Origin of the sequence: Cellulosimicrobium sp. 4261 (assembly GCF_040546915.1) — a bacterium.
Taxonomy (GTDB): Bacteria; Actinomycetota; Actinomycetes; order Actinomycetales; family Cellulomonadaceae; genus Cellulosimicrobium; species Cellulosimicrobium cinnabarinum.
The window spans coordinates 110,411-132,028 of the sequence record NZ_JBEPOQ010000006.1; the positions used below are offsets into that span (position 1 = coordinate 110,411).

Annotated in this window: 18 protein-coding genes; 8 read left to right on the forward strand and 10 right to left on the reverse strand. The window is 75.8% G+C overall.

Annotated elements, in window-relative coordinates; all coding sequences use genetic code 11:
* Positions 1-2: 2 nt before the first annotated feature.
* From ABIE39_RS10125 to ABIE39_RS10155, 7 genes are all read right to left on the reverse strand, one after another.
* Positions 3-1,313, reverse strand: coding sequence for a winged helix DNA-binding domain-containing protein (locus tag ABIE39_RS10125; protein WP_354051598.1), 1,311 nt, complete (start codon positions 1,311-1,313; stop codon positions 3-5).
* Between the two features lie 7 nt (positions 1,314-1,320).
* The gene (locus tag ABIE39_RS10130) at positions 1,321-1,443 is read right to left on the reverse strand and encodes a hypothetical protein (protein WP_255179365.1); all 123 of its coding nucleotides are present in this window, start codon (positions 1,441-1,443) and stop codon (positions 1,321-1,323) included.
* A gap of 143 nt (positions 1,444-1,586) precedes the next feature.
* Positions 1,587-2,879, reverse strand: a complete 1,293-nt coding sequence (locus tag ABIE39_RS10135) for a DUF58 domain-containing protein (protein ID WP_175009138.1) — start codon at positions 2,877-2,879, stop codon at positions 1,587-1,589.
* 10 nt (positions 2,880-2,889) lie between these two features.
* Complete coding sequence (locus tag ABIE39_RS10140; RefSeq protein ID WP_209829619.1) at positions 2,890-3,864, reverse strand: AAA family ATPase; 975 nt, start codon at positions 3,862-3,864, stop codon at positions 2,890-2,892.
* A gap of 203 nt (positions 3,865-4,067) precedes the next feature.
* Positions 4,068-5,333: a DUF4350 domain-containing protein gene (locus ABIE39_RS10145; protein WP_354051600.1), complete on the reverse strand. Its 1,266-nt coding sequence runs from the start codon at positions 5,331-5,333 to the stop codon at positions 4,068-4,070.
* Positions 5,330-5,992: a DUF4129 domain-containing protein gene (locus ABIE39_RS10150; protein WP_175009139.1), complete on the reverse strand. Its 663-nt coding sequence runs from the start codon at positions 5,990-5,992 to the stop codon at positions 5,330-5,332. The genes ABIE39_RS10145 and ABIE39_RS10150 overlap by 4 nt, the downstream gene beginning before the upstream one ends.
* Positions 5,989-7,428: a DUF7847 domain-containing protein gene (locus ABIE39_RS10155; RefSeq protein ID WP_175009140.1), complete on the reverse strand. Its 1,440-nt coding sequence runs from the start codon at positions 7,426-7,428 to the stop codon at positions 5,989-5,991. Before ABIE39_RS10155 ends, ABIE39_RS10150 begins: the two co-directional genes overlap by 4 nt.
* Positions 7,429-7,631: 203 nt before the next feature.
* On the opposite strand from ABIE39_RS10155, the gene mtrA reads away from it, so the two are divergent.
* The 7 genes from mtrA to secA all read left to right on the forward strand — a co-directional run bounded on the left by mtrA (position 7,632) and on the right by secA (position 18,772).
* Positions 7,632-8,315, forward strand: a complete 684-nt coding sequence (gene mtrA / locus ABIE39_RS10160; protein WP_034655451.1) for an MtrAB system response regulator MtrA — start codon at positions 7,632-7,634, stop codon at positions 8,313-8,315.
* Complete coding sequence (mtrB, locus tag ABIE39_RS10165) at positions 8,312-10,153, forward strand: MtrAB system histidine kinase MtrB (protein WP_342779588.1); 1,842 nt, start codon at positions 8,312-8,314, stop codon at positions 10,151-10,153. The genes mtrA and mtrB overlap by 4 nt, the downstream gene beginning before the upstream one ends.
* Entirely contained in the window at positions 10,150-11,910 is a 1,761-nt protein-coding gene (locus ABIE39_RS10170) for an LpqB family beta-propeller domain-containing protein (RefSeq protein WP_354051603.1), read from the forward strand. The genes mtrB and ABIE39_RS10170 overlap by 4 nt, the downstream gene beginning before the upstream one ends.
* A gap of 146 nt (positions 11,911-12,056) precedes the next feature.
* Positions 12,057-12,974, forward strand: coding sequence for a ComF family protein (locus ABIE39_RS10175; RefSeq protein ID WP_354051605.1), 918 nt, complete (start codon positions 12,057-12,059; stop codon positions 12,972-12,974).
* 270 nt (positions 12,975-13,244) lie between these two features.
* Positions 13,245-13,898: a ribosome hibernation-promoting factor, HPF/YfiA family gene (gene hpf, locus ABIE39_RS10180; protein ID WP_175009143.1), complete on the forward strand. Its 654-nt coding sequence runs from the start codon at positions 13,245-13,247 to the stop codon at positions 13,896-13,898.
* A 263-nt stretch (positions 13,899-14,161) separates the two neighbouring features.
* Positions 14,162-15,406, forward strand: a complete 1,245-nt coding sequence (locus ABIE39_RS10185; protein ID WP_175009144.1) for a DNA glycosylase AlkZ-like family protein — start codon at positions 14,162-14,164, stop codon at positions 15,404-15,406.
* A gap of 300 nt (positions 15,407-15,706) precedes the next feature.
* Positions 15,707-18,772 (forward strand): preprotein translocase subunit SecA, encoded by a 3,066-nt coding sequence (secA, locus tag ABIE39_RS10190; RefSeq protein ID WP_175009145.1) that lies wholly within the window; start codon positions 15,707-15,709, stop codon positions 18,770-18,772.
* A gap of 117 nt (positions 18,773-18,889) precedes the next feature.
* Here the strand turns inward: secA and ABIE39_RS10195 are convergent, their stop codons facing one another.
* Both ABIE39_RS10195 and ABIE39_RS10200 read right to left on the reverse strand, forming a co-directional pair.
* Entirely contained in the window at positions 18,890-19,480 is a 591-nt protein-coding gene (locus ABIE39_RS10195; protein ID WP_209829567.1) for an Rv3235 family protein, read from the reverse strand.
* Between the two features lie 28 nt (positions 19,481-19,508).
* Positions 19,509-20,573 carry a LysM peptidoglycan-binding domain-containing protein gene (locus ABIE39_RS10200; protein ID WP_354051608.1) on the reverse strand — a complete coding sequence of 355 codons (1,065 nt, stop codon included), beginning with the start codon at positions 20,571-20,573 and terminating at the stop codon, positions 19,509-19,511.
* A gap of 167 nt (positions 20,574-20,740) precedes the next feature.
* On the opposite strand from ABIE39_RS10200, the gene ABIE39_RS10205 reads away from it, so the two are divergent.
* Positions 20,741-21,280: a hypothetical protein gene (locus ABIE39_RS10205; RefSeq protein WP_175009147.1), complete on the forward strand. Its 540-nt coding sequence runs from the start codon at positions 20,741-20,743 to the stop codon at positions 21,278-21,280.
* Between the two features lie 92 nt (positions 21,281-21,372).
* Here ABIE39_RS10205 and ABIE39_RS10210 read toward each other — a convergent pair whose 3' ends face one another.
* A complete protein-coding gene (locus ABIE39_RS10210; protein WP_175009148.1) occupies positions 21,373-21,588 on the reverse strand; it encodes a helix-turn-helix domain-containing protein in 216 nt (71 codons plus the stop codon).
* Between the last annotated feature and the right edge of the window lie 30 nt (positions 21,589-21,618).

Genomic DNA, 21,618 nt, shown 5'->3' on the forward strand with positions numbered 1-21,618 from the left:
CGTCAGTCGTCGAGCACGACGCGCGCCCGCGCGTGCGGCCACCCGCACCGCACCCAGTCCTCGGCGCGCGCGACGACCTCGTCGCGCACCGCAGGGTCGCGCAGGCGGTCGGCGGGGCTCGGCGCGCGGTCGTCGGACGCGCCGGGGCCGCTCGGTGCGTGCAGGGGTCGTACCTCGACGTGCACGACGACGTCCGTCCCGGCGGCCGGGAGCGTGCCGCCCTCCGGGCCCGCCGCTCGGGCACCGCGCGCGGCCGGGGTCGTTGCTCGGGCGCCGCGCGCCGCCGGGGCCGCCGGGCGGGCCGTCCAGGCGCCGGCGGCGCGGCCGTCGACGAGCACCGCCGCCGCGACCTGACCGTTGACGCTCACGACGCTCGTGACCGGCAGGTCCCCGAGGACGCGCGTGCGGTCGTCGTGGGACAGGAGCAGGTTGTCGAAGTCGCCCGCGAGGGCCACCGGGACGGGCTCGTCGCCCGGCGGGCGCGGCGCGTCGGGCAGGTCGAGGAGCTCGGTGCCGGCCGGGCCGGTGAACGTCACGAGCTCGGGCCGCAGCACGTCGACCGCGGCGCGCAGCCGGGTCAGGCCCGCCCAGCGCTGCGCGTCGGCCACCGACGCCGGCCCGAACGCGGCGAGGTACCGGCGCACGAGCCGCACGCGCGCCGCGAGGGTCGCGTCCGGGTCCGTGCCGTGCGCGACGGCGTCGAGGACGGCGTCGGACCGCCCGAGCCAGGCCCGCGCCGTCGTCCAGGTGGTCGTCGTGCCCGTCCCGCTCGCTCCCCACAGGCCACGGGGCGGCACCTGCACGAGCGGAAGGAGGCAGCGCGCCGCGTACGCGAGGTGCTTCGGGTCGACGTCGGGCCACCGCTCCGCGAGGCGCCGCCCGAGCTCGACCGACGTCAGCGGCTCGGCGATCAGGTCGTCCGCGACGCGCTCGAGGTCGTCGAGGTCGACGTGCGCGAGGGCCGTCCCGTGCTGGTTGCGCGACCGCAGGTAGGTCGCCAGGGCGGGCCGGGCGAGCGCCGTCAGCTCGAGCGCGTCGTCGGCTGCGACGAGGTGCACCGTGCCGCGCAGCGTCGCCACGCGCACCACCTGGCGGTCGAGCAGGCGGTCGCCCAGGTCGTCCGGTGTGAAGCCCGTCAGGCGTGACCAGAGCGCCGGGTACGGCGACGACGGGACCTGCGACTGCAGGCCGACGAGGTGACGCACCTCGTCGACGACGGCTGCGTCGCGCGAGGGCGCGAGGTGCTGGCGCGCGAGCAGCGCACGGTTGAGGTCGTCGTGGTTCAGCCGCGGCCCGAACCGCTCGTCGACCATCGCCCCGTCAGGACAGGACGATCGCGAGGGCCGGGACGAGGAACGTCGCGAGCAGCGCCACCACGACGATGATCGCGACGCGACGGTTGCGCCGGACGCGCTGCCGGGGGTCGGTCGGCTGCCAGGCCACGGGAGTCTCCTGAGGTCGGGATGGACGTGCTGAACGACCCTACCTCCCGCCCCTGACGGTCGGGGGAGAGGGCGCCCCTACCTCGCGCGACCGTGGCTTCGTCTCGCGCGACCACCGGCTCCGGCTCGGTGACCCCGCGGGGCTCAGAGGCGGCCGGCCGCCTTGAGCGCGAGGTAGGTGTCGGCGAGTCGGGGTGCGAGGTCGTCGGGGAGGGCGTCGACGACCTCGACGCCGCGCTGGCGCAGGACGGTCGTCACGGCGGCGCGCTCGATCTCGCCGCGCGCGGCGGCCGCGGCGTCGTAGGCCTCAGCCGTCCCGGTGCGGTCCTCGCGCAGCGCGGCGACCTCGGGGTCGCCCGCCGCGGCGAGCACGACCTGGTGCTTGGCCGTGAGCTGCCCGACGACGGGCAGCAGGCCGGACTCGACGGCGGCGGCGTCGAGCGTCGACAGGAGCACGACGAGCGCGCGCTGCGACAGGCGCTCGTGGACGGTGCTGACGAGGCCTGGCCAGTCGGTCTCCAGGAGCGCGGGCTCGAGCGGTGCGAGGGCGTCCGCCATGGCGGGCATGAGGCGCGGCCCCGCAGCCCCGGCGACGCGCGAGCGCACGGTGCGGTCGTACGCGACGAGCTCGACGCGGTCCCCGGCGCGCCCCGCGAGGGCGGCGAGCAGGAGCGCTGCCTCGATGCTCGCGTCGAGGCGCGGCGCGTCGCCGACGCGCGCCGCGGACGTGCGGGACGTGTCGACGACGATCAGCACGCGGCGGTCGCGCTCGGGCCGCCACGTGCGCACGACCATGTCCCGACCCCGCGCCGACGCGCGCCAGTCGATCGAGCGGACGTCGTCGCCGATGACGTACTCGCGCAGCGAGTCGAACTCCGTGCCCTCGCCGCGCACCTGCACCGCGGCCCGCCCGTCCATCTCGCGCAGGCGTGCGAGGCGGCTCGGGAGGTGGCGCCGCGACGCGAACTCGGGGAGCACGCGCAGGCGCCCGGGCACGGGGAGCGAGGCCTGGCGCGCCGCGAGCCGCAGCGGGCCGAACGAGCGGATCGTCACGCGGTCCGCGACGCGCTCGCCGCGGCGGGTCGGGACGAGCACGGTCGTCACGCGCGTCGCCTCGCCGGGCGGCAGGTCGACGTCGTGGCGGTTGACCTGCGTCCCCGCGGACGGCGGCCACGCGTCGCGCACGAGCGCACGCAGCCGCCGCGAGGCGAGGTTCGTGAGCGTGAGCCGGGACGCCGTCGCGTCGGTGAGGCGCACGGAGCCCGCGACGCGCCGCTCGATCGCGACGCGCCGCGGCGACGCCGCGAGGGCCGCGTCGAGCGCGCACAGCGCGACGACGAGCAGCGTCCACACGAGCACCGTCCCCGGCACGGGGACGAGCAGCACGGGGACGATCCCGAGCGCCGCCAGCACGACGGCGCGCCACGTCAGGGCCACGAGCGACGCCTCAGCGGGGGACGGGGACGGACGCGAGCACGGTGTCGAGCACGCTCTCGGCCGTCACGCCCTCCAGCTCGGCCTCGGGCCGCAGCTGCACGCGGTGGCGCAGCGTGGGGTGCGCGAGCGCCTTGACGTCGTCCGGCGTCACGTACGAGCGGCCCGAGAGCCACGCCCACGCGCGCGACGTGGCGAGCAGCGCCGTCGCGCCGCGCGGGGACACGCCGAGGGACAGCGACGGGGAGTGGCGCGTCGCGCGGCACACGTCGACGGCGTAGCCGAGCACCTCGCGCGCGACCTGGACGCGCGCGACCTCCGCGCGCGCACGGTCGAGCACCTCGCGCGCGGCGACGGCGCGCACCCCGGCGCCCGCGAGGTCGCGCGGGTCGAAGCCGGCGGCGTGGCGCGCGAGCACCTCGACCTCCTGCTCGCGCTCGGGCAGGGGCAGCACGACCTTGAGGAGGAAGCGGTCGAGCTGGGCCTCGGGCAGCGGGTACGTGCCCTCGTACTCGACCGGGTTCTGCGTCGCGATGACGAGGAACGGGTCGGGCAGCGGGCGGGGCGTGCCGTCGACCGAGACCTGCCGCTCCTCCATGGCCTCCAGGAGCGACGCCTGGGTCTTGGGAGGCGTGCGGTTGATCTCGTCGGCGAGCAGCAGGTTCGTGAAGACCGGGCCTTCGCGGAACGAGAACTCGGCGGTCCGCGCGTCGTACACGAGCGAGCCCGTGACGTCGCCCGGCATGAGGTCGGGCGTGAACTGCACGCGCTTCGTGTCGAGGTCGAGCGACGCGGCGAGCGTGCGCACGAGCAGCGTCTTGGCGACGCCGGGCACGCCCTCGAGCAGCACGTGGCCCTTGCAGAGCAGCGCGATGAGCAGGCTCGTCACGGCGCCGTCCTGCCCGACGACGGCCTTGCCCACCTCGCTGCGGACGGCGGCGAGCGCCTGGCGCAGCTCGGGCGACGGCGCGGGCGGGGCGTCGTGCACGGGGGAGGGTGCCGGCGCGGGGGTCGGTGCGGGCGCAGCAGGCGCCTGGCCCTGGCCGTACGGCGCCTGCGGGGCGGGCGCCGCCGGTCCGGGCTGGTGCGCGGGCTGGCCGGCGGCCGCGCTCACGCGGTCGGCGACGCCCTGGTCCTGGGCGGGCGGCGCGTAGCGGTCGGGCTGCGGCACGGAGCCGTCGGGGTGGTGCGTCACGAGTGGTAGACCTCGCTCTCGATCCGGTCAAGGTGACGCGCGAGCTCGAGCAGCGCCGCGTCGTCGGCGGGTGGTGGTCCGTACAGGAGCTGGGCGACCTCGTCGCCCGGCCGACCCGTCGCGCGGGCGACGGCGTCGACGACGGTGGGGGCGTCGGCCGAGCGGGGCAGGCCGAGGCGGTGCGCGAGGCGGTCGGCGGCGCTCGCGCGCAGCCCCGCGGCGGCATGGCCGCGCGCGCCCGCGCGTCGGTAGAGACGGCCGCGGCCGCGCGTCGTCTCGGCGGCGCGCACGATGACCGGCAGGTCCTCCGTGACGAGGGGGCCGAGCCGGCGGCCGCGCCACAGCACGACCACGAGCAGCACGACGAGCGCCTGCAGGGCGACGACGCCGAACCACGGCGGCAGGGACAGGGCGGGTGCCTCGTCCCCGTCGTCGGTGAGCGACGTGTCGAACGGGTCGGGCACGAGCCACACGAGGCGGTCGTGCGCGCCGAGCGTCCAGAGCGCGAGGGCGGCGTTGCCGTCCTCGGTGATCGTGTCGTTGCGCAGGACGGCGGAGGTGTCCACCGCGCGCACGGTGCGCCCGTCGGCCTCGTGCACGAGGTAGGCGCCCAGGGACGGGTCGTCGGGGGAGGGGAAGCAGAGGACGGTCGCGTCGTCGAGCGCGACGAAGCCGACGCCGTCGGAGCGCAGCGAGCCCGCGGCCTGGGCGGCCGGGTCCGCGCAGCGCGCCGGGCGTGCCGACGCGCCGGACCCCCAGTCGTACGCGAGCTCCGCGCCGCCGTCGGTCGCCGCGGCGAGCAGGTGATCGGGCGGGGCGACGAGCACGAGGTCCGTGGGGGTCCCGACGAGCGCGTCCACCTGCTCGTCGAGCAGGTAGTCGCCCTGCGCGACGAGGAGCGTGCCGCCCTCGTCGGCGGCGCGCACCGCGTCGGCGACCGTGCGCACGTAGGTGACCTCGACGCCCTGGTCGCCCAGCACCTGCGCGACGGCGCGCGCCCCGGCGGGGCCCGGGTTGTCCGGCGCGAGCGGCGTGGCCGACGTCGCGGGCCGAGCGAGCGCCGTCAGCCCGGCGAGCAGCAGCAGCGCGCCGACGACGGCGACGGGCCAGCGCGCCCGGCGCCAGCGGCCGGCGGCGCGCGAGCGGGCGGTCGTGCCGTCGCCGACGACCGGCACGTAGGCCGTCGTCACGGCCCGCGGGTCGCCCGACGCGCCGGCGGAGGGTGCCGCGCCGGGGGAGACCGGGGTCGTGGGGGCGCTCATGCGCCGTCTCCCGGCACGGCCGCGGCGAGCTCCGCGCGCAGCGCGGGACGCGTCGCGAGCGTCCGCTCGTCGAGCGCGCGCAGGAAGGCGTCCGCCTCGGGGCCGACGGTCGCCGCGCCGTACGCGACGTCGTCGAACAGGTGGGCGCCGCGCTCGAGCCCGTCCGCGACGTCGGGCAGGCGCTCGCCCGCCGTCCGCGCAGCCTCCCACGCGGTGCGTCCGGGACGCGGGTCGAGGACCGCGCGCTCCTCGAGCGAGCGCACGACGCCGCGGAAGCGCTCGAGCACGGCGGTCGCCCAGTCGCCCTGGGCCGCCGCGGCGTCGGCCGCGGCCCGCATCTCGGCCGCGGTGCGCGCGTCGTCGTCGAGCACGACGGCGGAGGCCTTCGCGCGGCGCGACAGGCGCACCGGGCCGGCCACCCAGTAGGCGATCGCCGCGACGACGGCGACCGCCACGACGACGACCACCGCCGTGAGCGGGCCGCCCAGGTCGAGCGTGGGCGCGCCGTCGAACAGCCCCTGGAGCCACTCGAGGAACCGCTGCAGGAGCGACGGGTCCGTGCGGTACTCCGGCCCGGCGAGCTCTCCGACGAGCCAGCGCCGGGCCTCGTCGGCGCCCGGCTGCACGGGCACGTCGGCCGCGAGCGACCGCACGGTCATGCGGGCGGCTGCTCGCTCGCCGCCGCGGCGAGCTCGACGTCCAGGCCCTCGCGGCGCATGCGCACGTCGATGTAGAGGAGCGCGACGATGCAGCCCATGAAGACCGACGTGAGGATCATCGAGAGCGCGACGCCGATCGCCTGCACGACGTGGTAGAGGAAGGTCTGGCCCGCCATGAGCAGGAACGAGGAGGCGAGGCTCGCGGGGTACGCGACGATCCCGGAGACGAAGCTCATCGCGACGAGGGCGAGCAGGTAGATGCCGAAGAGGCGCCAGAAGCTGCCGCGGGTGAGCAGCCACGCCCGCTTGACGGTCTGCCAGAACGGCTGCCCCTCCAGCGCGAGCGCGGGTGGCACGAGCCCGGTCCGCGTCCCGACCCAGACCATGAGCACGGGCCAGGCGAGCAGGGCGACGACGATGAGGAACGCGCCGAGCCCTTCGGAGACCGCGAAGCCCGCGACGACGAGGAGCGTGGCCAGGCCGAGCGCCACGGACGCGGCCAGCCCGGTCAGCAGGGGGAAGGCGATGAGGAACCACGTGCGCCGTCCCACCTGGGACCAGACCTCGCCGACGCCGGCCTTGCGCCCGATCGCGGACTGCCCGACGGAGACGGTGAGGAGTCCCGCGATGACGGGAGCGGCGAAGAACGTCGTCACCTGGATCCCGAAGGAGCTGGCGAGCGTCGTGGCGAAGCTCTCGTCGAAGCCGGGGAACGTGGCCTCGTCGAGCACGACGTCGAAGTACTGGGCGACGTAGCCGGAGAACGCCCAGCCCAGGAAGGTCCCGAGGAGCGTCGCCACCACGACGACGAGCGCGCTCATGCCGAGCACGACCCGGGGGTTGTGGCGGATCGCGCCGAACGCGCCGTCGAAGATCTCGCCGAGCGACAGCGGGCGCAGCGGGATGATGCCGGGCTTCGCGGCGAGCGGTGCGTAGGGTGCGCCCGCGAGGCCGGGAGGCGGGCCGTAGCCCGGCGCGCCGTACTGCTGCTGCCCGTACTGGCCCTGCCCGTACTGGCCCTGCCCGTACTGCTGCTGGCCGTAGCCGGGCTGTTGTCCGTAGCCGGGCTGCTGACCGAATCCCGGCTGCTGCTGGCCGTCACCGGGCTGCTGGCCGTAACCCGGCTGCTGGCCGTAGCCGGGCTGGCCGTAGCCCGGCTGTCCCGGAGCGGCGCCCGGGGCACCCCACGCGCCGGGTGCGGGCGGCTGGTCCGGCGGGGTCTGCTGACCGGGCTCGTGGCCGGGTGCGTACTGGCCGTACCGCGGCTGGGGGGCCGGCGAGCCGGGGGCCCCGTAGCCGGGGGCGCCGTACGACGGCGCGCCCCAGCCGCTCGCGTCGCCGCCCGGACCGGGCGCGGCGGGCGGCGTGGGGCCGGGGGCCGTCGTCGGGTCGGGCGTGGCACCGTCCGGCGTGCCGGAGGTGTCGGGTGTGCTCATGTGCTCGTGGTCCCCCGCGGTCGGCTCGGGCGTCGGTCCAGGCCGCCGGGCGAGGATCGGCAACGGCGGCGAGGCCACCCTAGTACGCGGCCCTGCGCGTCGGCCGCCCGGCCCGCACCGTCGGCGGCGCCCGCCCACGGGTTCACCCTCGCCGCGGGCCCCGGCCGCCCCGAGGTCGGGCCCGTCGATGGCAAGATGTCCGCATGAAGGTTCGTGTGCTCGTGGTGGACGACGACACCGCCCTGGCCGAGATGATCGGCATCGTCCTGCGCTCCGAGGGCTTCGAACCGGTGTTCTGCGCGGACGGCGACCTCGCGCTCGAGACGTTCCGCACCACGCAGCCGGACCTCGTCCTGCTCGACCTCATGCTCCCGGGCAAGGACGGCACGGAGGTGTGCCGCCTCATCCGGGCGGAGTCCGGCGTCCCCATCATCATGCTCACGGCGAAGAGCGACACGGTCGACGTCGTGCTCGGCCTCGAGTCGGGCGCCGACGACTACATCTCGAAGCCGTTCAAGCCCAAGGAGCTCGTCGCCCGCATCCGGGCGCGCCTGCGCCGCACCGAGGAGCCCGCCCCCGAGCACCTGTCCATCGGCGACGTCGAGATCGACGTCACGGGGCACCGCGTGTCGCGCGGCGGCGAGCAGGTGTCGCTGACCCCGCTCGAGTTCGACCTCCTCGTCGCGCTCGCGCGCAAGCCGTGGCAGGTCTTCACGCGCGAGGTGCTCCTCGAGAAGGTGTGGGGCTACCGGCACGCGGCGGACACGCGGCTCGTCAACGTCCACGTGCAGCGCCTGCGCTCCAAGATCGAGCACGACCCGGAGAACCCGGAGATCGTCCTCACCGTGCGCGGCGTCGGGTACAAGGCGGGCGCGACGCGCACGTGAGCACGACGGCCGGCTCCGCCGACGGGCGCGGGCGAGGGCTCTGGCGTCGCGTGCGACGCCGGGCGCGCGCGACCGTCCGCCGCGTGGTCTGGCGCTGGCGCTCGTCGATGCAGCTGCGCGTCGTCACGTCGGCGCTCGTCGTCGGAGTGCTGACCGTCGGGGCGCTCGGCGCCTACCTCACCGACGCCATGCGCGACGGCCTCTACGAGCGGCGTGCCGCCGAGCTCGACCAGGAGAGCGCCCAGTCCACGCAGCAGGCGCGCCGCACGCTCGACGCGTCGCCCGCGTCGACGCCGACCGAGGCCCAGTCCCTCCTCTTCGACCTCTTCTCCATGCTCCAGACCACCGGGTCGTCGCGCGACGTCTTCCTGTGGCAGTCCGGCGGGTCGAGCACCGTCGGCTTCCTCGACCAGTCGACCGACCAGCAGCTCGACGGCCTCGTGTCGCCGGAGATGCGGGCGGCGACCGTCGCGGCGGACGGCGAGCAGTACCTCCAGTCCGTGGCGATCCCGGTCGACCCGGCGCACCCGGAGTCGTCGGCGGTGGTGCCGGGGATCGTCGTGGGCTCGACCGTCGAGGTGCCGGTCGCGGGCACGTACGAGCTCTACTACCTCTACGACCTCGAGGCGGACCAGGAGACGCTGCGCTTCCTCCAGTCGGTCCTGCTCGTCGGGGCGCTCGTGCTGCTCGCTCTCCTCGTCGGGATCACGGCGCTCGTGACGCGCCAGGCGGTGCTCCCGGTGCGCCAGGCCGCGAGCGTCGCGGAACGGCTCGCGGACGGCCGCCTCGACGAGCGGCTCCCGGTCAAGGGCCACGACGAGATGGCGTCCCTCGCGCACTCGTTCAACGAGATGGCCCAGAGCCTCCAGGAGCAGATCGGGCGCATGGAGGAGCTGTCCATGCTCCAGCGCCGGTTCGTCTCCGACGTGTCCCACGAGCTGCGCACGCCGCTCACCACGATCCGCATGGCCTCCGAGGTGCTGCACGCGTCGCGCGAGGACTTCGACCCGGTCTCGCGACGCTCGACCGAGCTCCTGCAGGCCCAGCTCGACCGGTTCGAGGACCTGCTCGCCGACCTCCTCGAGATCAGCCGGTTCGACGCCGGCGCCGCGGTCCTCGACGCCGAGCGGCGCGACCTGCGCGACGTGGTGAACGCCGCCGTCGACCACGCCGCCCCGCTCGCCGAGCGCAAGGGCGTGTGGCTGTCGGTCCACCTCGGCGACGAGCCCGTCACGGCCGACATCGACCCGCGGCGCGTCGAGCGCATCGTGCGCAACCTCGTCGTCAACGCGATCGAGCACGCCGAGGAGCGTCCCGTCGAGATCACGGTCGACGGCGACGGGCACGCCGTCGCGGTCACGGTGCGCGACCACGGGGTCGGGATGACGACCGACGAGGTCCAGCACGTGTTCGACCGCTTCTGGCGCGCCGACCCCGCCCGCGCCCGCACGACCGGCGGCACGGGCCTCGGGCTCGCGATCTCCCTCGAGGACGCGCACCTGCACGGCGGGTGGCTCGAGGCGTGGGGCCGCCCCGGCCGGGGCGCGAGCTTCCGGCTCACGCTCCCGCGGCGCGCCGGGATCCGGCTCCAGTCGTCCCCGCTGCCGCTGGTCTCGGAGGCGGCGACCGGCCGCGGGCTGCCCGCGGAGTGGAGCGTGCGGACGCCGGTCGTCGAGGACGTCGAGGGGACGGCGGGCCCCGCCGACCTGCCGTCGGTCACCGGCGGCATCCCCGTCGTCATCCCGCGCGACCACGCGCCCCAGCACGGCCGGGCCACGGTGCCCGGCTCCCGCGGTGGTCCGGCCGCCGGCCCCGACGACGTCCAGGAGGGGCGATGACCACGACGGGGACCCTGCGGCGTCCGACCGCGGGGCGCGCGAGCCTGCGGCGCCGGGTCGGCCGCGCGCTCGCGGTCGGCCTCGCGACCGTGGGGGTCGCCGCCCTCGGGGCGTGCGCCTCGATCCCCACCTCCGGTCCCGTCGTCGAGGGCGAGGCGACGCCGGAGGACCCGGGCCAGCCGTTCGTCAGCGCCGCGTCTCCCCGCCGCGACGCGTCGCCCGACCAGATCGTCCGCGGCTTCCTGGCCGCCCAGGCCCAGGGCGCGCGCGGCTCGTTCGACGTCGCGTCCGAGTTCCTCACGCGCGACGCGCAGGACGACTGGTCGCCCGTCTCCCAGGTCGCGATCCTCGAGGACGTGCCGCAGCTCGACGTCGACGAGGCGGCGATCGAGGGCGGCACGACGACGGTCCGCGCCACCGCCGACGTCGTGGGCACCGTGGACGCGCGCGGCGTCTATACGGAGCAGGCGCCCGGTCGGACGACCGAGGTCTCCTACGGCCTCGTCCGCGACGCCGACGACCAGTGGCGCATCGACGTGGTCGACGACGGGCTGACGATCACGGCCACGAACTTCGCGCGCACGTTCAAGCAGGCCAACCTCTACTTCCCGACCCTGGACCGGACCTACCTCGTGCCCGACGCCCGCTGGTTCCCGAGCCGGAACTGGCAGGCGCTCGCGGTCCGCGAGACGCTGCGCGGCCCGGCGGACTGGCTCGCGGGTTCCGTCGCGACGGTCGCGCCCGAGGGGACCTCGCTGAGCATCGACTCCGTCCCGCCGGGAGAGGGCAGGGTCGCGGTGCCCCTCAACGACCCGGTGACCGCGGCCTCGCCGGCCGACCGCGCGATGCTCATCGCGCAGCTCCAGGCCTCGCTCGGCGTGCCCGTCGACATCACGGTGGGCGTGGGCGGCTCGGAGCTCTCGGCCGACGACGTCCCGACCATCGGCGTGGCCACCACGCCCGACGAGCCGGTCGTGCTCTCGGGCGACCAGATCATGAGCCTGGAAGGGCGCACGACGCGGGCGGTGACGTCGGCCGCGCCGCTCGCCGGGCTCCAGCCCACCGCGCTCGCGTTCCGCGGCCGGGCCGACGACGCCACGTACGTCGTGCGGGACGGCGCCGGCCGGCTCGTCACGGTGCCGACGGCGGAGGCCGCGCCCGTCACGCTCCTCACCGGGACGAGCCTCGTCGCGCCGTCGATCGACCGGTTCCAGTACGTCTGGAGCGGCCCGCAGGTGCAGGCCGGTTCGCTGCAGGTCGTGGACCTGCGGGAGGCCGGCAGCGACGCGGCCGTCTCCGATGTGGCCGCGCCGTGGCTCGACGGGCGCACCGTGATGTCGCTACGGGTCGCGCCGGACGGCGCCCGGGTGGCCGTCGTGAGCGACTCGGGGTCGGGGGCGCAGGTCCACGTCGCGGGCATCGTCCGCGACGAGACGGGCCGGCCGACCCAGCTCTCCGAACCGGTCCGGGTCGGGCAGCCGATCGCCGCCGCGACCCAGGTGACGTGGGTCGACCGCGCGCTCCTGGGGGTCCTCGGCCGGGCGTCCGGGGAGTCCGAGGTCGTCGTCCAACGGGTGCCCGTCGGAGGGCCGACGGTCGCCGCCTCGCCCGTGGAGGGCGCCGTCTCGCTCGCGTCGGCCACGGGCGTCGGCACGACGCTCGTCGGGACGAGCGACAGCAGCCTGTACGCCGCGGGCACGTCGAGCCTCTGGACGAAGATCGCGACCGAGGTCCGCCTGCCCACGTACCCCGGCTGAGGCGCCGCGCGCCCGGCGGTGCGGGGCGCGCCGGGCGACCACAGGCTTCCGGACGGCCCGCGTCGGGATTCGACGGGCTCGTGCGTCGTCCACAGAGGGCCGGGTCCCCGGTGCCGGACGGCCGCGTCACCGGGCACGCTGGCCCGGTGCTCCTCGCCGCTCTCGACGACGTCGCCCGCCTCGTCCTGCCCGTCGCGTGCCCCGGCTGCGACGCCCCCGACGTCCGGTGGTGCGAGTCCTGCCTCGCGCCGTTGCGCGCCCCGCTCCGGCGGCGCGAGCGCGGCGCGCCCCGTCTCGACCGGCTCGACGGCATCGCGCCCCTGCCCGTGTGGGCTCCGGCGCCCTACGCCGGGCCGGTGCGCGGCGTCGTGGTCGCCTGGAAGGACCGCGGCCGCGCGGACCTCGACCGGCCGCTCCTCGACGTCGCGCGGCGCGCGGGTACGACGCTCGGCCCGGTGCTCGGGCCGGTGCTCGGAGTGGTCCCGGGGGCGGGCGGGGCAGCGGCGGGCGAGGGCTCCCGGCGCTGCCCGGTGCTGGTCGTCCCCGCGCCCACGACGCGGGCCGCGCGTCGTGCTCGCGGGCGGGACCCCGTCGCTCTGCTCGCGCGTGCGGTCGCCGCCGGCCTCGACGCCTCGGGGACGCGCGCGCGGAGCGTCTCCCTCCTCGTGCACCGCGGGCGCGCCCGCGACCAGGTCGGGCTCGGGTCCCGGGCGCGCGGGGCCCGTCTCGGCACGGTCGCCGTCGCCCCCGGGAGGCTCCTCGGGACCGGTGCCGGAGGGCTCGTCGGACCCCTCCTCGGACCGCCCTCCGGAGCGCGTCGAGGACCGCTCCTCGGGCCGCCCTCCGCAGGGCGTCGAGGACCGCCCGGGGGGCACCCGCCGAGCGGTGCGCCGGCACCGGTCGTGGCGTGCCTCCTCGTGGACGACGTCGTCACGACGGGAGCGACCCTCGCCGCGTGCGAGAGGGCTCTGACCAGCGCGGGCGCCCTCGTGCTGGGCGCCGTCGCGCTCGCCGCGACCCCCTCGCCGGGCGAACGACGCCGGTCCGCCGGGGAGCCTCGGTGAGGTCCGCGCCGCGGGGGCCGAAGGTCCCGTCGTTCAGCTCCCGTTGGTGCTGCCGACACCCCGGACCGGGGGTTAGGCTGAGGGCCAGTCGCCGCGGACGACGGACGTGCAGGACACGTGCGCCGCCGCGCGAGCGTACCGAGCGCGCGGCCCTGCGCCGCAAGGAGGTGGTAGCCCACCGCACCCGGCAGCGGGTGCTCCTACCGAATCCGAACGAGGCGCCCGGACGCACCGGGCCGGGCGTCGCACTAGATCCTCGCGGAGGCTCACATGGAGATCGTCGTCGTCGGCAGGCACACGGAAGTGGCAGACCGCTTCCGCCGGCACGTGGAGGACAAGCTCGCCAAGGTCCAGCAGCTCGCGCCCACGGCGCAGCGCGTGGACGTCGAGGTCACCCACGAGAACAACCCGAGGCTCTCGGGGGTCCGCGAACGCGTCGAGCTCACCGTGCGGGCCAAGGGACCCGTCGTCCGCGCCGAGGCCGCGGCCGACGACCGGTTCGGCGCCCTCGACCTCGCGATGGACAAGCTCGCGGAGCGGCTGCGCCGCGCACGCGACCGTCGCAAGGACCACCGCAACCACACCGTCGTGCCGCCCGTCGACGTGCGTCCCTACGACCCGGCCACGCACGAGGCACCCCCGCCGCCGGCGCCAACCGCGCCGACCGAGCCCGGGGAGGCCGTCGAGACGACGCTCGGCGACTCGCCCGTCGTCATCCGGCAGAAGCTGCACAGGGCTGAGCCCATGACGGTGGACGACGCGCTGTACGAGATGGAGATGGTCGGCCACGACTTCTTCCTCTTCGTCGACATCGAGACGTCGCGCCCGTCCGTCGCCTACCGCCGTCGCGGCTGGACGTACGGCGTCGTCGCGCTCGACACGTCCTGCGACTGCGCCGACGCCACGGTCGAGAAGAGCGCCTGACCGCACCCGACGCGCCCGGACCCTCGAGGGTCCGGGCGCGTCGTGCTGTCCGGACCCGTCGCCCGCTGACCGACCCCGCCGCCCGCCGTGTCCGTCGCCGACCAGGCGATCCCGGTCGGCCGAGCAGGTGGTTCTGGCGCGTCCCGGTCGCCGGACGCGCCAGGACCGCCTGTTCGGCGGGGGCGGGGTGCGCGCAGGGTGGGCGTGTGGGTGGGCGCGGGCAGGATCGGAGGGTGGTCGCCACGCCGTCGAGGTCCGAGTCGATGTCCCTGTCCCAGGCGCGCCGTGTCGCGCTCGCCGCGCAAGGTCTGCACCGGGAGCGCCCGGACGACGGCGCGGGTGCCGGGTCCGCAGGCCGCGCGCCGACGATGCGCCAGGTCCAGGGGGTCATCGACCGCCTCGGGCTCCTGCAGATCGACTCGGTCAACGTGCTCGCGCGGGCGCACCTCATGCCGCTCTACGCGCGGCTCGGCCCGTACGACACGGCCCTGCTCGACCGCGCGGCGGGCCGCGCGCCCCGTCGGCTCGTGGAGACGTGGGCGCACGTCGCGTCCTACGTGCCGCCCAGCACGTGGCCGCTGCTCGAGTGGCGCCGTCGTCGGTACCGCACGGAGGCGTGGGGCACCATCAGCGCGGTCGAGATGAGCCACTCCGAGGCGGTCCAGGACGTGCGGCGCCTCGTCACGGAGCGCGGCCCGATCACGGCGAGCGAGGTGCACGAGATCCTCGAGGCCGAGGGGCGGGCGCACCCGCGCGACCGCTCGCAGTGGGGGTGGAACTGGACGGTCGCGAAGCGCGCGCTCGAGTTCCTCTTCTTCACGGGGGAGATCACGTCCGCGCGGCGCAACGGCGCGTTCGAGCGCTGCTACGACCTCACGGAGCGCGTGCTCCCGCCGGAGGTCGTCGCGGCGCCGTCGGTCGCGGACGCCGACGCCGTCCGGGCGCTGCTCGAGATCGGCGCCCGCGCGCACGGCGTCGGGACCCTGCGCTGCTTCCGCGACTACTTCCGGCTCAAGGGGCCCGCGGTCCGCACGGCGCTCGACGAGCTCGTCGAGGCCGGCACCCTGCGCCCGGTGACCGTGCGCGGCTGGGACGAGCCGACCTACCTGCACGCCGACGCCGCGATCCCGCGGCGCGCGACGGCGACGACGCTGCTCAACCCGTTCGACCCGCTCGTCTTCGAGCGCACCCGCCTCGAGCGGCTGTTCGACGTGCACTACCGGATCGAGATCTACGTGCCCGCGGCGAAACGCGTCCACGGCTACTACGTCCTGCCGTTCCTCGAGGGCGAGGTGCTCACCGCGCGCGTCGACCTCAAGGCCGACCGCCGGGCCGGGGTGCTGCGGGTGCAGTCGGCGCACCGCGAGCAGGCGGCCGGGCCGCAGACGGCGGCGCGCCTCGCCGCCGAGCTGCACGTGCTGGGCCGGTGGCTCGGGGTGCCGGAGGTCGACGTCGCGCCGGCGGGGGACCTGGCGCCCGCGCTGGCCGCCGAGGTCGCGGCGCGCTGACGCCACCCCTGTCGGTGCCTGCGACGTCGCGGCCCTCCGCCGTTGCTGCTGCCGCCGCCGGCGGCGGTGGACGGCGCGCCCGGACGAGGTGCCTGCGCCGTAGGCTGGCGGGCGACGTCGCGGGGGAGAGGTTCGTCGTCGGCGAAACCCGGACGGGACCGGCGCGGCCCCGACTCCCCTACGATGTTGTGTGACGTTGCCGACGTCCGCTGCCGTGCGCGCCCGCGCGCCCGCGCGGCAGAGCGTCGGCTCTGCTCCCGGACCACCCGGCCCGGGCACCGATCGATACGGGAGTCCTGCGTGCCTTCGATCCTCGACAAGGTCCTTCGCATCGGCGAGGGCCGGATCCTCAAGAAGCTGTCCGGCATCGCCGACCAGGTGAACAAGCTCGAGCCCGGCTTCGAGGATCTCACCGACGAGGAGCTGCGGGAGGAGACCGACCGCTTCAAGGCGCGCCTCGAGGCGGGCGAGACCCTCGACGACCTGCTCCCCGAGGCGTTCGCCGCGGTGCGCGAGGCGTCGCGGCGCACGCTCGGCCAGCGGCACTTCGACGTCCAGCTCATGGGCGGCGCGGCGCTGCACCTCGGCAACATCGCCGAGATGAAGACCGGTGAGGGCAAGACGCTCGTCGCGACGACGGCCGCGTACCTCAACGCGCTCGAGGGCAAGGGCGTCCACGTCGTCACGGTGAACGACTACCTGGCGAAGTACCAGTCCGAGCTCATGGGCCGCGTGTACCGCTTCCTCGGGCTGTCGACCGGCGTGATCCTGTCCGGCCAGACGCCCGCGCAGCGGCGCGAGCAGTACGCCGCCGACATCACGTACGGGACGAACAACGAGTTCGGCTTCGACTACCTGCGCGACAACATGGCGTGGTCCACGGACGACCTCGTGCAGCGCGGCCACCACTTCGCGATCGTCGACGAGGTCGACTCGATCCTCATCGACGAGGCGCGTACGCCGCTCATCATCTCCGGCCCGGCCTCGGGCGACACGAACCGCTGGTTCGGCGAGTTCGCGAAGGTGGTGCGCCGTCTCAACCCCGGGACGGACTACGAGGTCGACGAGAAGAAGCGCACCGTCGGCGTGCTCGAGCCCGGCATCGAGAAGGTCGAGGACTACCTCGGCATCGACAACCTGTACGAGTCGCTCAACACGCCGCTCATCGGGTTCCTCAACAACGCCATCAAGGCGAAGGAGCTCTTCAAGCGCGACAAGGACTACGTCGTGCTCAACGGCGAGGTCATGATCGTCGACGAGCACACGGGCCGCATCCTGCCCGGCCGTCGGTACAACGAGGGCATGCACCAGGCCATCGAGGCCAAGGAGGGCGTGCAGATCAAGGCGGAGAACCAGACGCTCGCCACGATCACGCTCCAGAACTACTTCCGCCTGTACTCCAAGCTCGCGGGCATGACCGGTACCGCCGACACCGAGGCGGCCGAGTTCCAGGGCACCTACAAGCTCGGCGTCGTGCCGATCCCGACGAACCGCCCGATGCAGCGCGTCGACCAGCCCGACCTCGTCTACAAGAACGAGGAGGGCAAGTTCGACGCCGTCGTCGCGGACATCGTCGAGCGCCACGCGCAGGGCCAGCCGGTGCTCGTCGGCACGACGAGCGTCGAGAAGTCGGAGCTCCTGTCGTCCAAGCTGAAGAAGCAGGGCGTCCCGCACGAGGTCCTCAACGCGAAGCAGCACGAGCGCGAGGCGGCGATCGTCGCGCTCGCGGGCCGCAAGGGCGCCGTGACGGTCGCGACGAACATGGCCGGTCGTGGTACGGACATCATGCTCGGTGGCAACGCCGAGTTCATGGCGGTCGCCGACCTCGCGGCGCGCGGCCTGGACGCGGCGGAGAACCCGGAGGAGTACGAGGCCGCCTGGCCCGACGCGCTGGAGAAGGCGAAGGCCGCGGTCGCCGCGGAGCACGACGAGGTCCGCGAGCTCGGCGGTCTGTACGTCCTCGGCACCGAGCGGCACGAGTCGCGCCGCATCGACAACCAGCTCCGTGGTCGCTCCGGTCGTCAGGGCGACCCGGGCGAGTCCCGGTTCTACCTGTCGATGCAGGACGACCTCATGCGCCTGTTCAACTCGACCCTCGCCGAGTCGATGATGAACCGCGCCGGGTTCCCCGACGACGTGCCGCTCGAGTCGAAGATGGTCACGCGTGGCATCGCGAGCGCGCAGGGCCAGGTCGAGTCGCGCAACTTCGAGATCCGCAAGAACGTCCTCAAGTACGACGACGTCCTGTCGCGCCAGCGCACCGTCATCTACGACGAGCGTCGCCGCGTGCTCGAGGGCGAGGACCTGCAGGAGCAGGTGCAGCACTTCCTCACCGACGTGGTCACCGCGTACGTCGAGGGTGCGACGACCGAGGGCAACCCGGAGAGCTGGGACCTCGAGGGGCTGTGGACCGCGCTCAAGGCGGTGTTCCCCATCTCCATCACGGTGGACGAGGTCGTGGAGCAGGCCGGCGGCGAGACCCGCCTCACGAGCGAGATGCTGCTCGAGGAGATCCTCTCGGACGCCCGCATCGCCTACCAGAACCGTGAGGAGCAGCTCGGCGCGGCGAACATGCGCCAGCTCGAGCGCCGCGTGACGCTCTCGGTCCTCGACCGCAAGTGGCGCGAGCACCTCTACGAGATGGACTACCTCAAGGAGGGCATCGGGCTGCGCGCGATGGCGCAGCGCGACCCGCTGGTCGAGTACCAGCGCGAGGGCTTCCAGCTCTTCCAGGCGATGACCGAGGCCATCAAGGAGGAGACGGTCGGGTACCTCTTCAACCTCGAGGTCAAGGTCGCCGAGCCGGGTGCGGCCACGGGCCAGGCGCCGGCGATCTCCGTCGCGGGCGCGGCGCAGGCCGCGCAGTCGGCCGCGGGCCAGGCGCTCGGCGGCGCGGCGGGTGCCGCGTCGGCCGGTGCGGCGGCCGGTCTCGCGGCGGCGGCGCAGCGCGAGGCGGCTCCGGCGCAGCACGCGCCCGTCGACGGTGCTCCCGTCGCGGACGAGCCGGTCGAGGACGCCTCCGTCGAGGACGCGCCCGTCGAGGACGCGCCGGTCGCTCCGGAGCCGGTGGCGGCGCGTGCCGCGGCCGAGGGCCCGAGTGGCGACCGCCCCGGCACACTCATCGCGAAGGGTCTCGACGGCCCGGACCGCCAGGTCCCGCTGTCGTACACCGCCCCGAGCGAGGACGGCACCGGCCAGGCCGTGGTGTCGGGCGACGCGGGCCGACGCTCGCGCCGCGCGCTGCACGGCGAGGCGACGGCGGTCGAGAGCGACGGCCGGACCTTCCCGGGCACGCCCCGCAACGCGCAGTGCCCGTGCGGCTCGGGCAAGAAGTACAAGGTCTGCCACGGCCAGAACGAGGCCTGACCGGGCACCCGTACGCCGGGTGACCTGACGACGACGGCGAGGCGTCCACCTGCGGGTGGCGCCTCGCCGTCGTCGTGCCCGGTCCGGGAAGGGCGTCGTGCCCGGTCCGGGGCGGGCTCAGCCGATCTCGAGCGCGACCACGCGCCAGGCCCCGCGGCGGGCCTCCAGCCGCGCCGCGGCGGCGCGGACCCGGTCCCCGTCCTGGACGACGACCGTCCCCTCGGCGACGCCGTCGCCGATCCGCAGCACCCGCGCGCGACGGACGGCGACCGGGCGGGCCGGGGTCTCGCCGGGACCGTCGGCGACGATCCGGGCGCGCCGGGCGAGCGCCTCGTAGATCTCCGGCGACACCCATCGCGCGAGCTGTCCGACCGTGCGCTCGCCCCGGACGACCTCGACCGCCGCCCGGACCACGGCGCAGCACAGCGCGGTCGGGTCCGGCAGGGGGACGGGCGTCGTGGGGCGCCCGAGGGGACGGCCCCGGACGACGTGCTGCGGCACGCGGGCAGTCGTCGGGTCGGACACGTCCACCGTGGCGACGGTCGGGTCGCCGAGGCAGCGGAGCAGTCGCGCCGGCGGGGCGGACGGGACGCTCGTCGCACGGAGCGGGCGGGCGCCGTCCCCCCTCGTCGGTGGGGCCGCCGGTGCGGCCGAGGGCGTCGTGGTGATGACCGGGGCGTGCGCGCCGGCCAGCAGGGGAGCGGTCATGGTGGGGCTCCTTCGAGGTCGGCGGTGGTCAGGCGGGCGGTGCGACGAGGACCTGGCCCGGCCGGACGAGGTCGGGGTCGGCGCCCACCACGTGGGCGTTCGTCGCGTACCAGCGCTCCACCGCCTCCGCGACCTGGCGGTCGGTGGAGCCCGCGGGCAGGTGCCGGGCGGCGATGGACCACAGCGAGTCGCCGCGCACGACGACGACCTCCGGCGCAGCCTGCGGCCCGGGGGCGCCGCGCGTCACGGCCAGGGCCGCGTCGCGCTGGAGTCCGGCGTCCGGCGACGCCCCCTTGGCGGCGACCGTCGGTCCAGCGGCGCCAGAGGCCTCCGCCCCCTGGCCGACGTCGCCCGGCCCGGCGGCGTGCGTCCCTCCGTGGTCCACGGCGTCTCTCGCGCCAGTGCTCTCGGCGCCGACCGGCGGCGTCGCGCCGGTCGGCGCGGAAGGCGCCGGCACGAGCGAAGGCGGCGTCGAGGTGACCACCGCGGGTCGGCCCGGTGCGGCGTCCGCCGGGGCGCCCGCCGGACCGCCGGACGCCGCCGTGGAGCCGTCCGCCGTGGCGGGCGAGGTGCCGGGCGTCGTCGAGGCCGTCGAAGCGGTGCCCTCCGACGCGGCGTTCCCTGGCCCGACACCCTCGTCCCCGGCGCCGGCACCGCTGGGTCGCCACCCGAGGTCGACGGCCACGACGCCCGGATCGTCCGCCGGGGTCGTCGTGGCGTGCGCCGTCCCGCCGGCGAGGAGCAGGCTCGCGCCGACGGTGACACCGACTGCGGTCCGCGCCGCGTGCCGGACGACACCTGGCGCCGCGCGGCGGAGGAGCCGCTCGCCCGTCGACCAGGACCGTCCCGCCGCGCGGGCGGCGACGCAGGCCAGCGCCACGAGCGCGCTCAGGGCCACCCAGAGTGCCGCCAGCGCGCCGATCGACACGGCGCCGAGCTCGACGAGCGGCTCGACGCGGTGCGTCGGCAGCGCGGAGGCGAGGTGCCGCGCCCGGAGCGACAGGACGGTCGTCGCGCCGCCCAGGACGAGGACGAGCGCGAGGAGGACGAGCAGACCCCCGGCTCGTCCGGGTGCGGCAGTACCCCGGTCCATCGATGCCCCCTGCCTGCCGTCGCGCACTCGACGGCCTTTGATGTCGTTTGATGTCGTTTGATGACAACAGGTCGATCTAATCGGCCGGGACGGGGACTTGTCCAGGTCCGTCCCGTGATGTGGACGACCGAGGGGGCGGGGCGGTGGCATCCCGCTACGGTGTGCCGATGCGATGGGACGCCCTGTTCGACGACCTCGCGGCGCAGCTCGCCGCGGCGCAGTCGCAGGACCGCGTCGCGGCCGTGGCCGACCTGACGCGGGCCGAGCACGCGACCGTCTCCCTCGCCGAGCGGCTGCGCGCCGCGCCGGGCGTCGTGACGCTCGACCTGCGCGACGCGTCCGCGGTGACCGGCGAGGTGCGGGAGGTCGCGCAGGAGTGGACGCTCCTCGCCGACGGCCGCCGTCAGCACCTCGTCCCGCTGGACGCCGTCGTCGCGGTGCGTGGTCTCGGACGGCACGCCGACCCGCCGCGCTCGTCCCGGTCGGCGACGCTCGGCCTCGGTCACGCGCTGCGCGCGCTCCAGCGTGACCGGAGACCGGTCCAGGTGCGGACGGCCGCCGGGTCCTGCTCCGGGTGGGTCGCCCGCGTGGGGAAGGATCATCTCGACCTCGAGCCGTCGCCCGGTAGCGCGCACGGCGCGCGGGTGGTCCCGTGGTCGGCCGTCGTGTGCGTCAGCGAGGCGGAGACGGGGTACGTGCCGAGGTGAGCACGCGGCAGGGGGTGCCGGAGGAGCGAGGACGCCGTCGCACGACGGCGCGGGGACGCGCCACGGGGCGGCGGAGGCGCGACGGCGTGCCGTCAGCCGTCGAAGTCGCCCGCCTCGATGCGCTGGCGCGTCTGCGCGTACATGCGCTGGATGTACGCCTCGAGCTCGCTGACCTCGACCCGCCACTGGCCGCGACCGCCCACCTGGATCGCGGGCAGCTCTCCCGAGCGGACGAGCGCGTACGCCTGCGCCGCCGAGATGTTGAGCTCGTCCGTGACGTCGGCGAGGGTGAGGAACCGCTGGGACATGGCGTCAGTCTGGCACGCACGCGCCCGGAG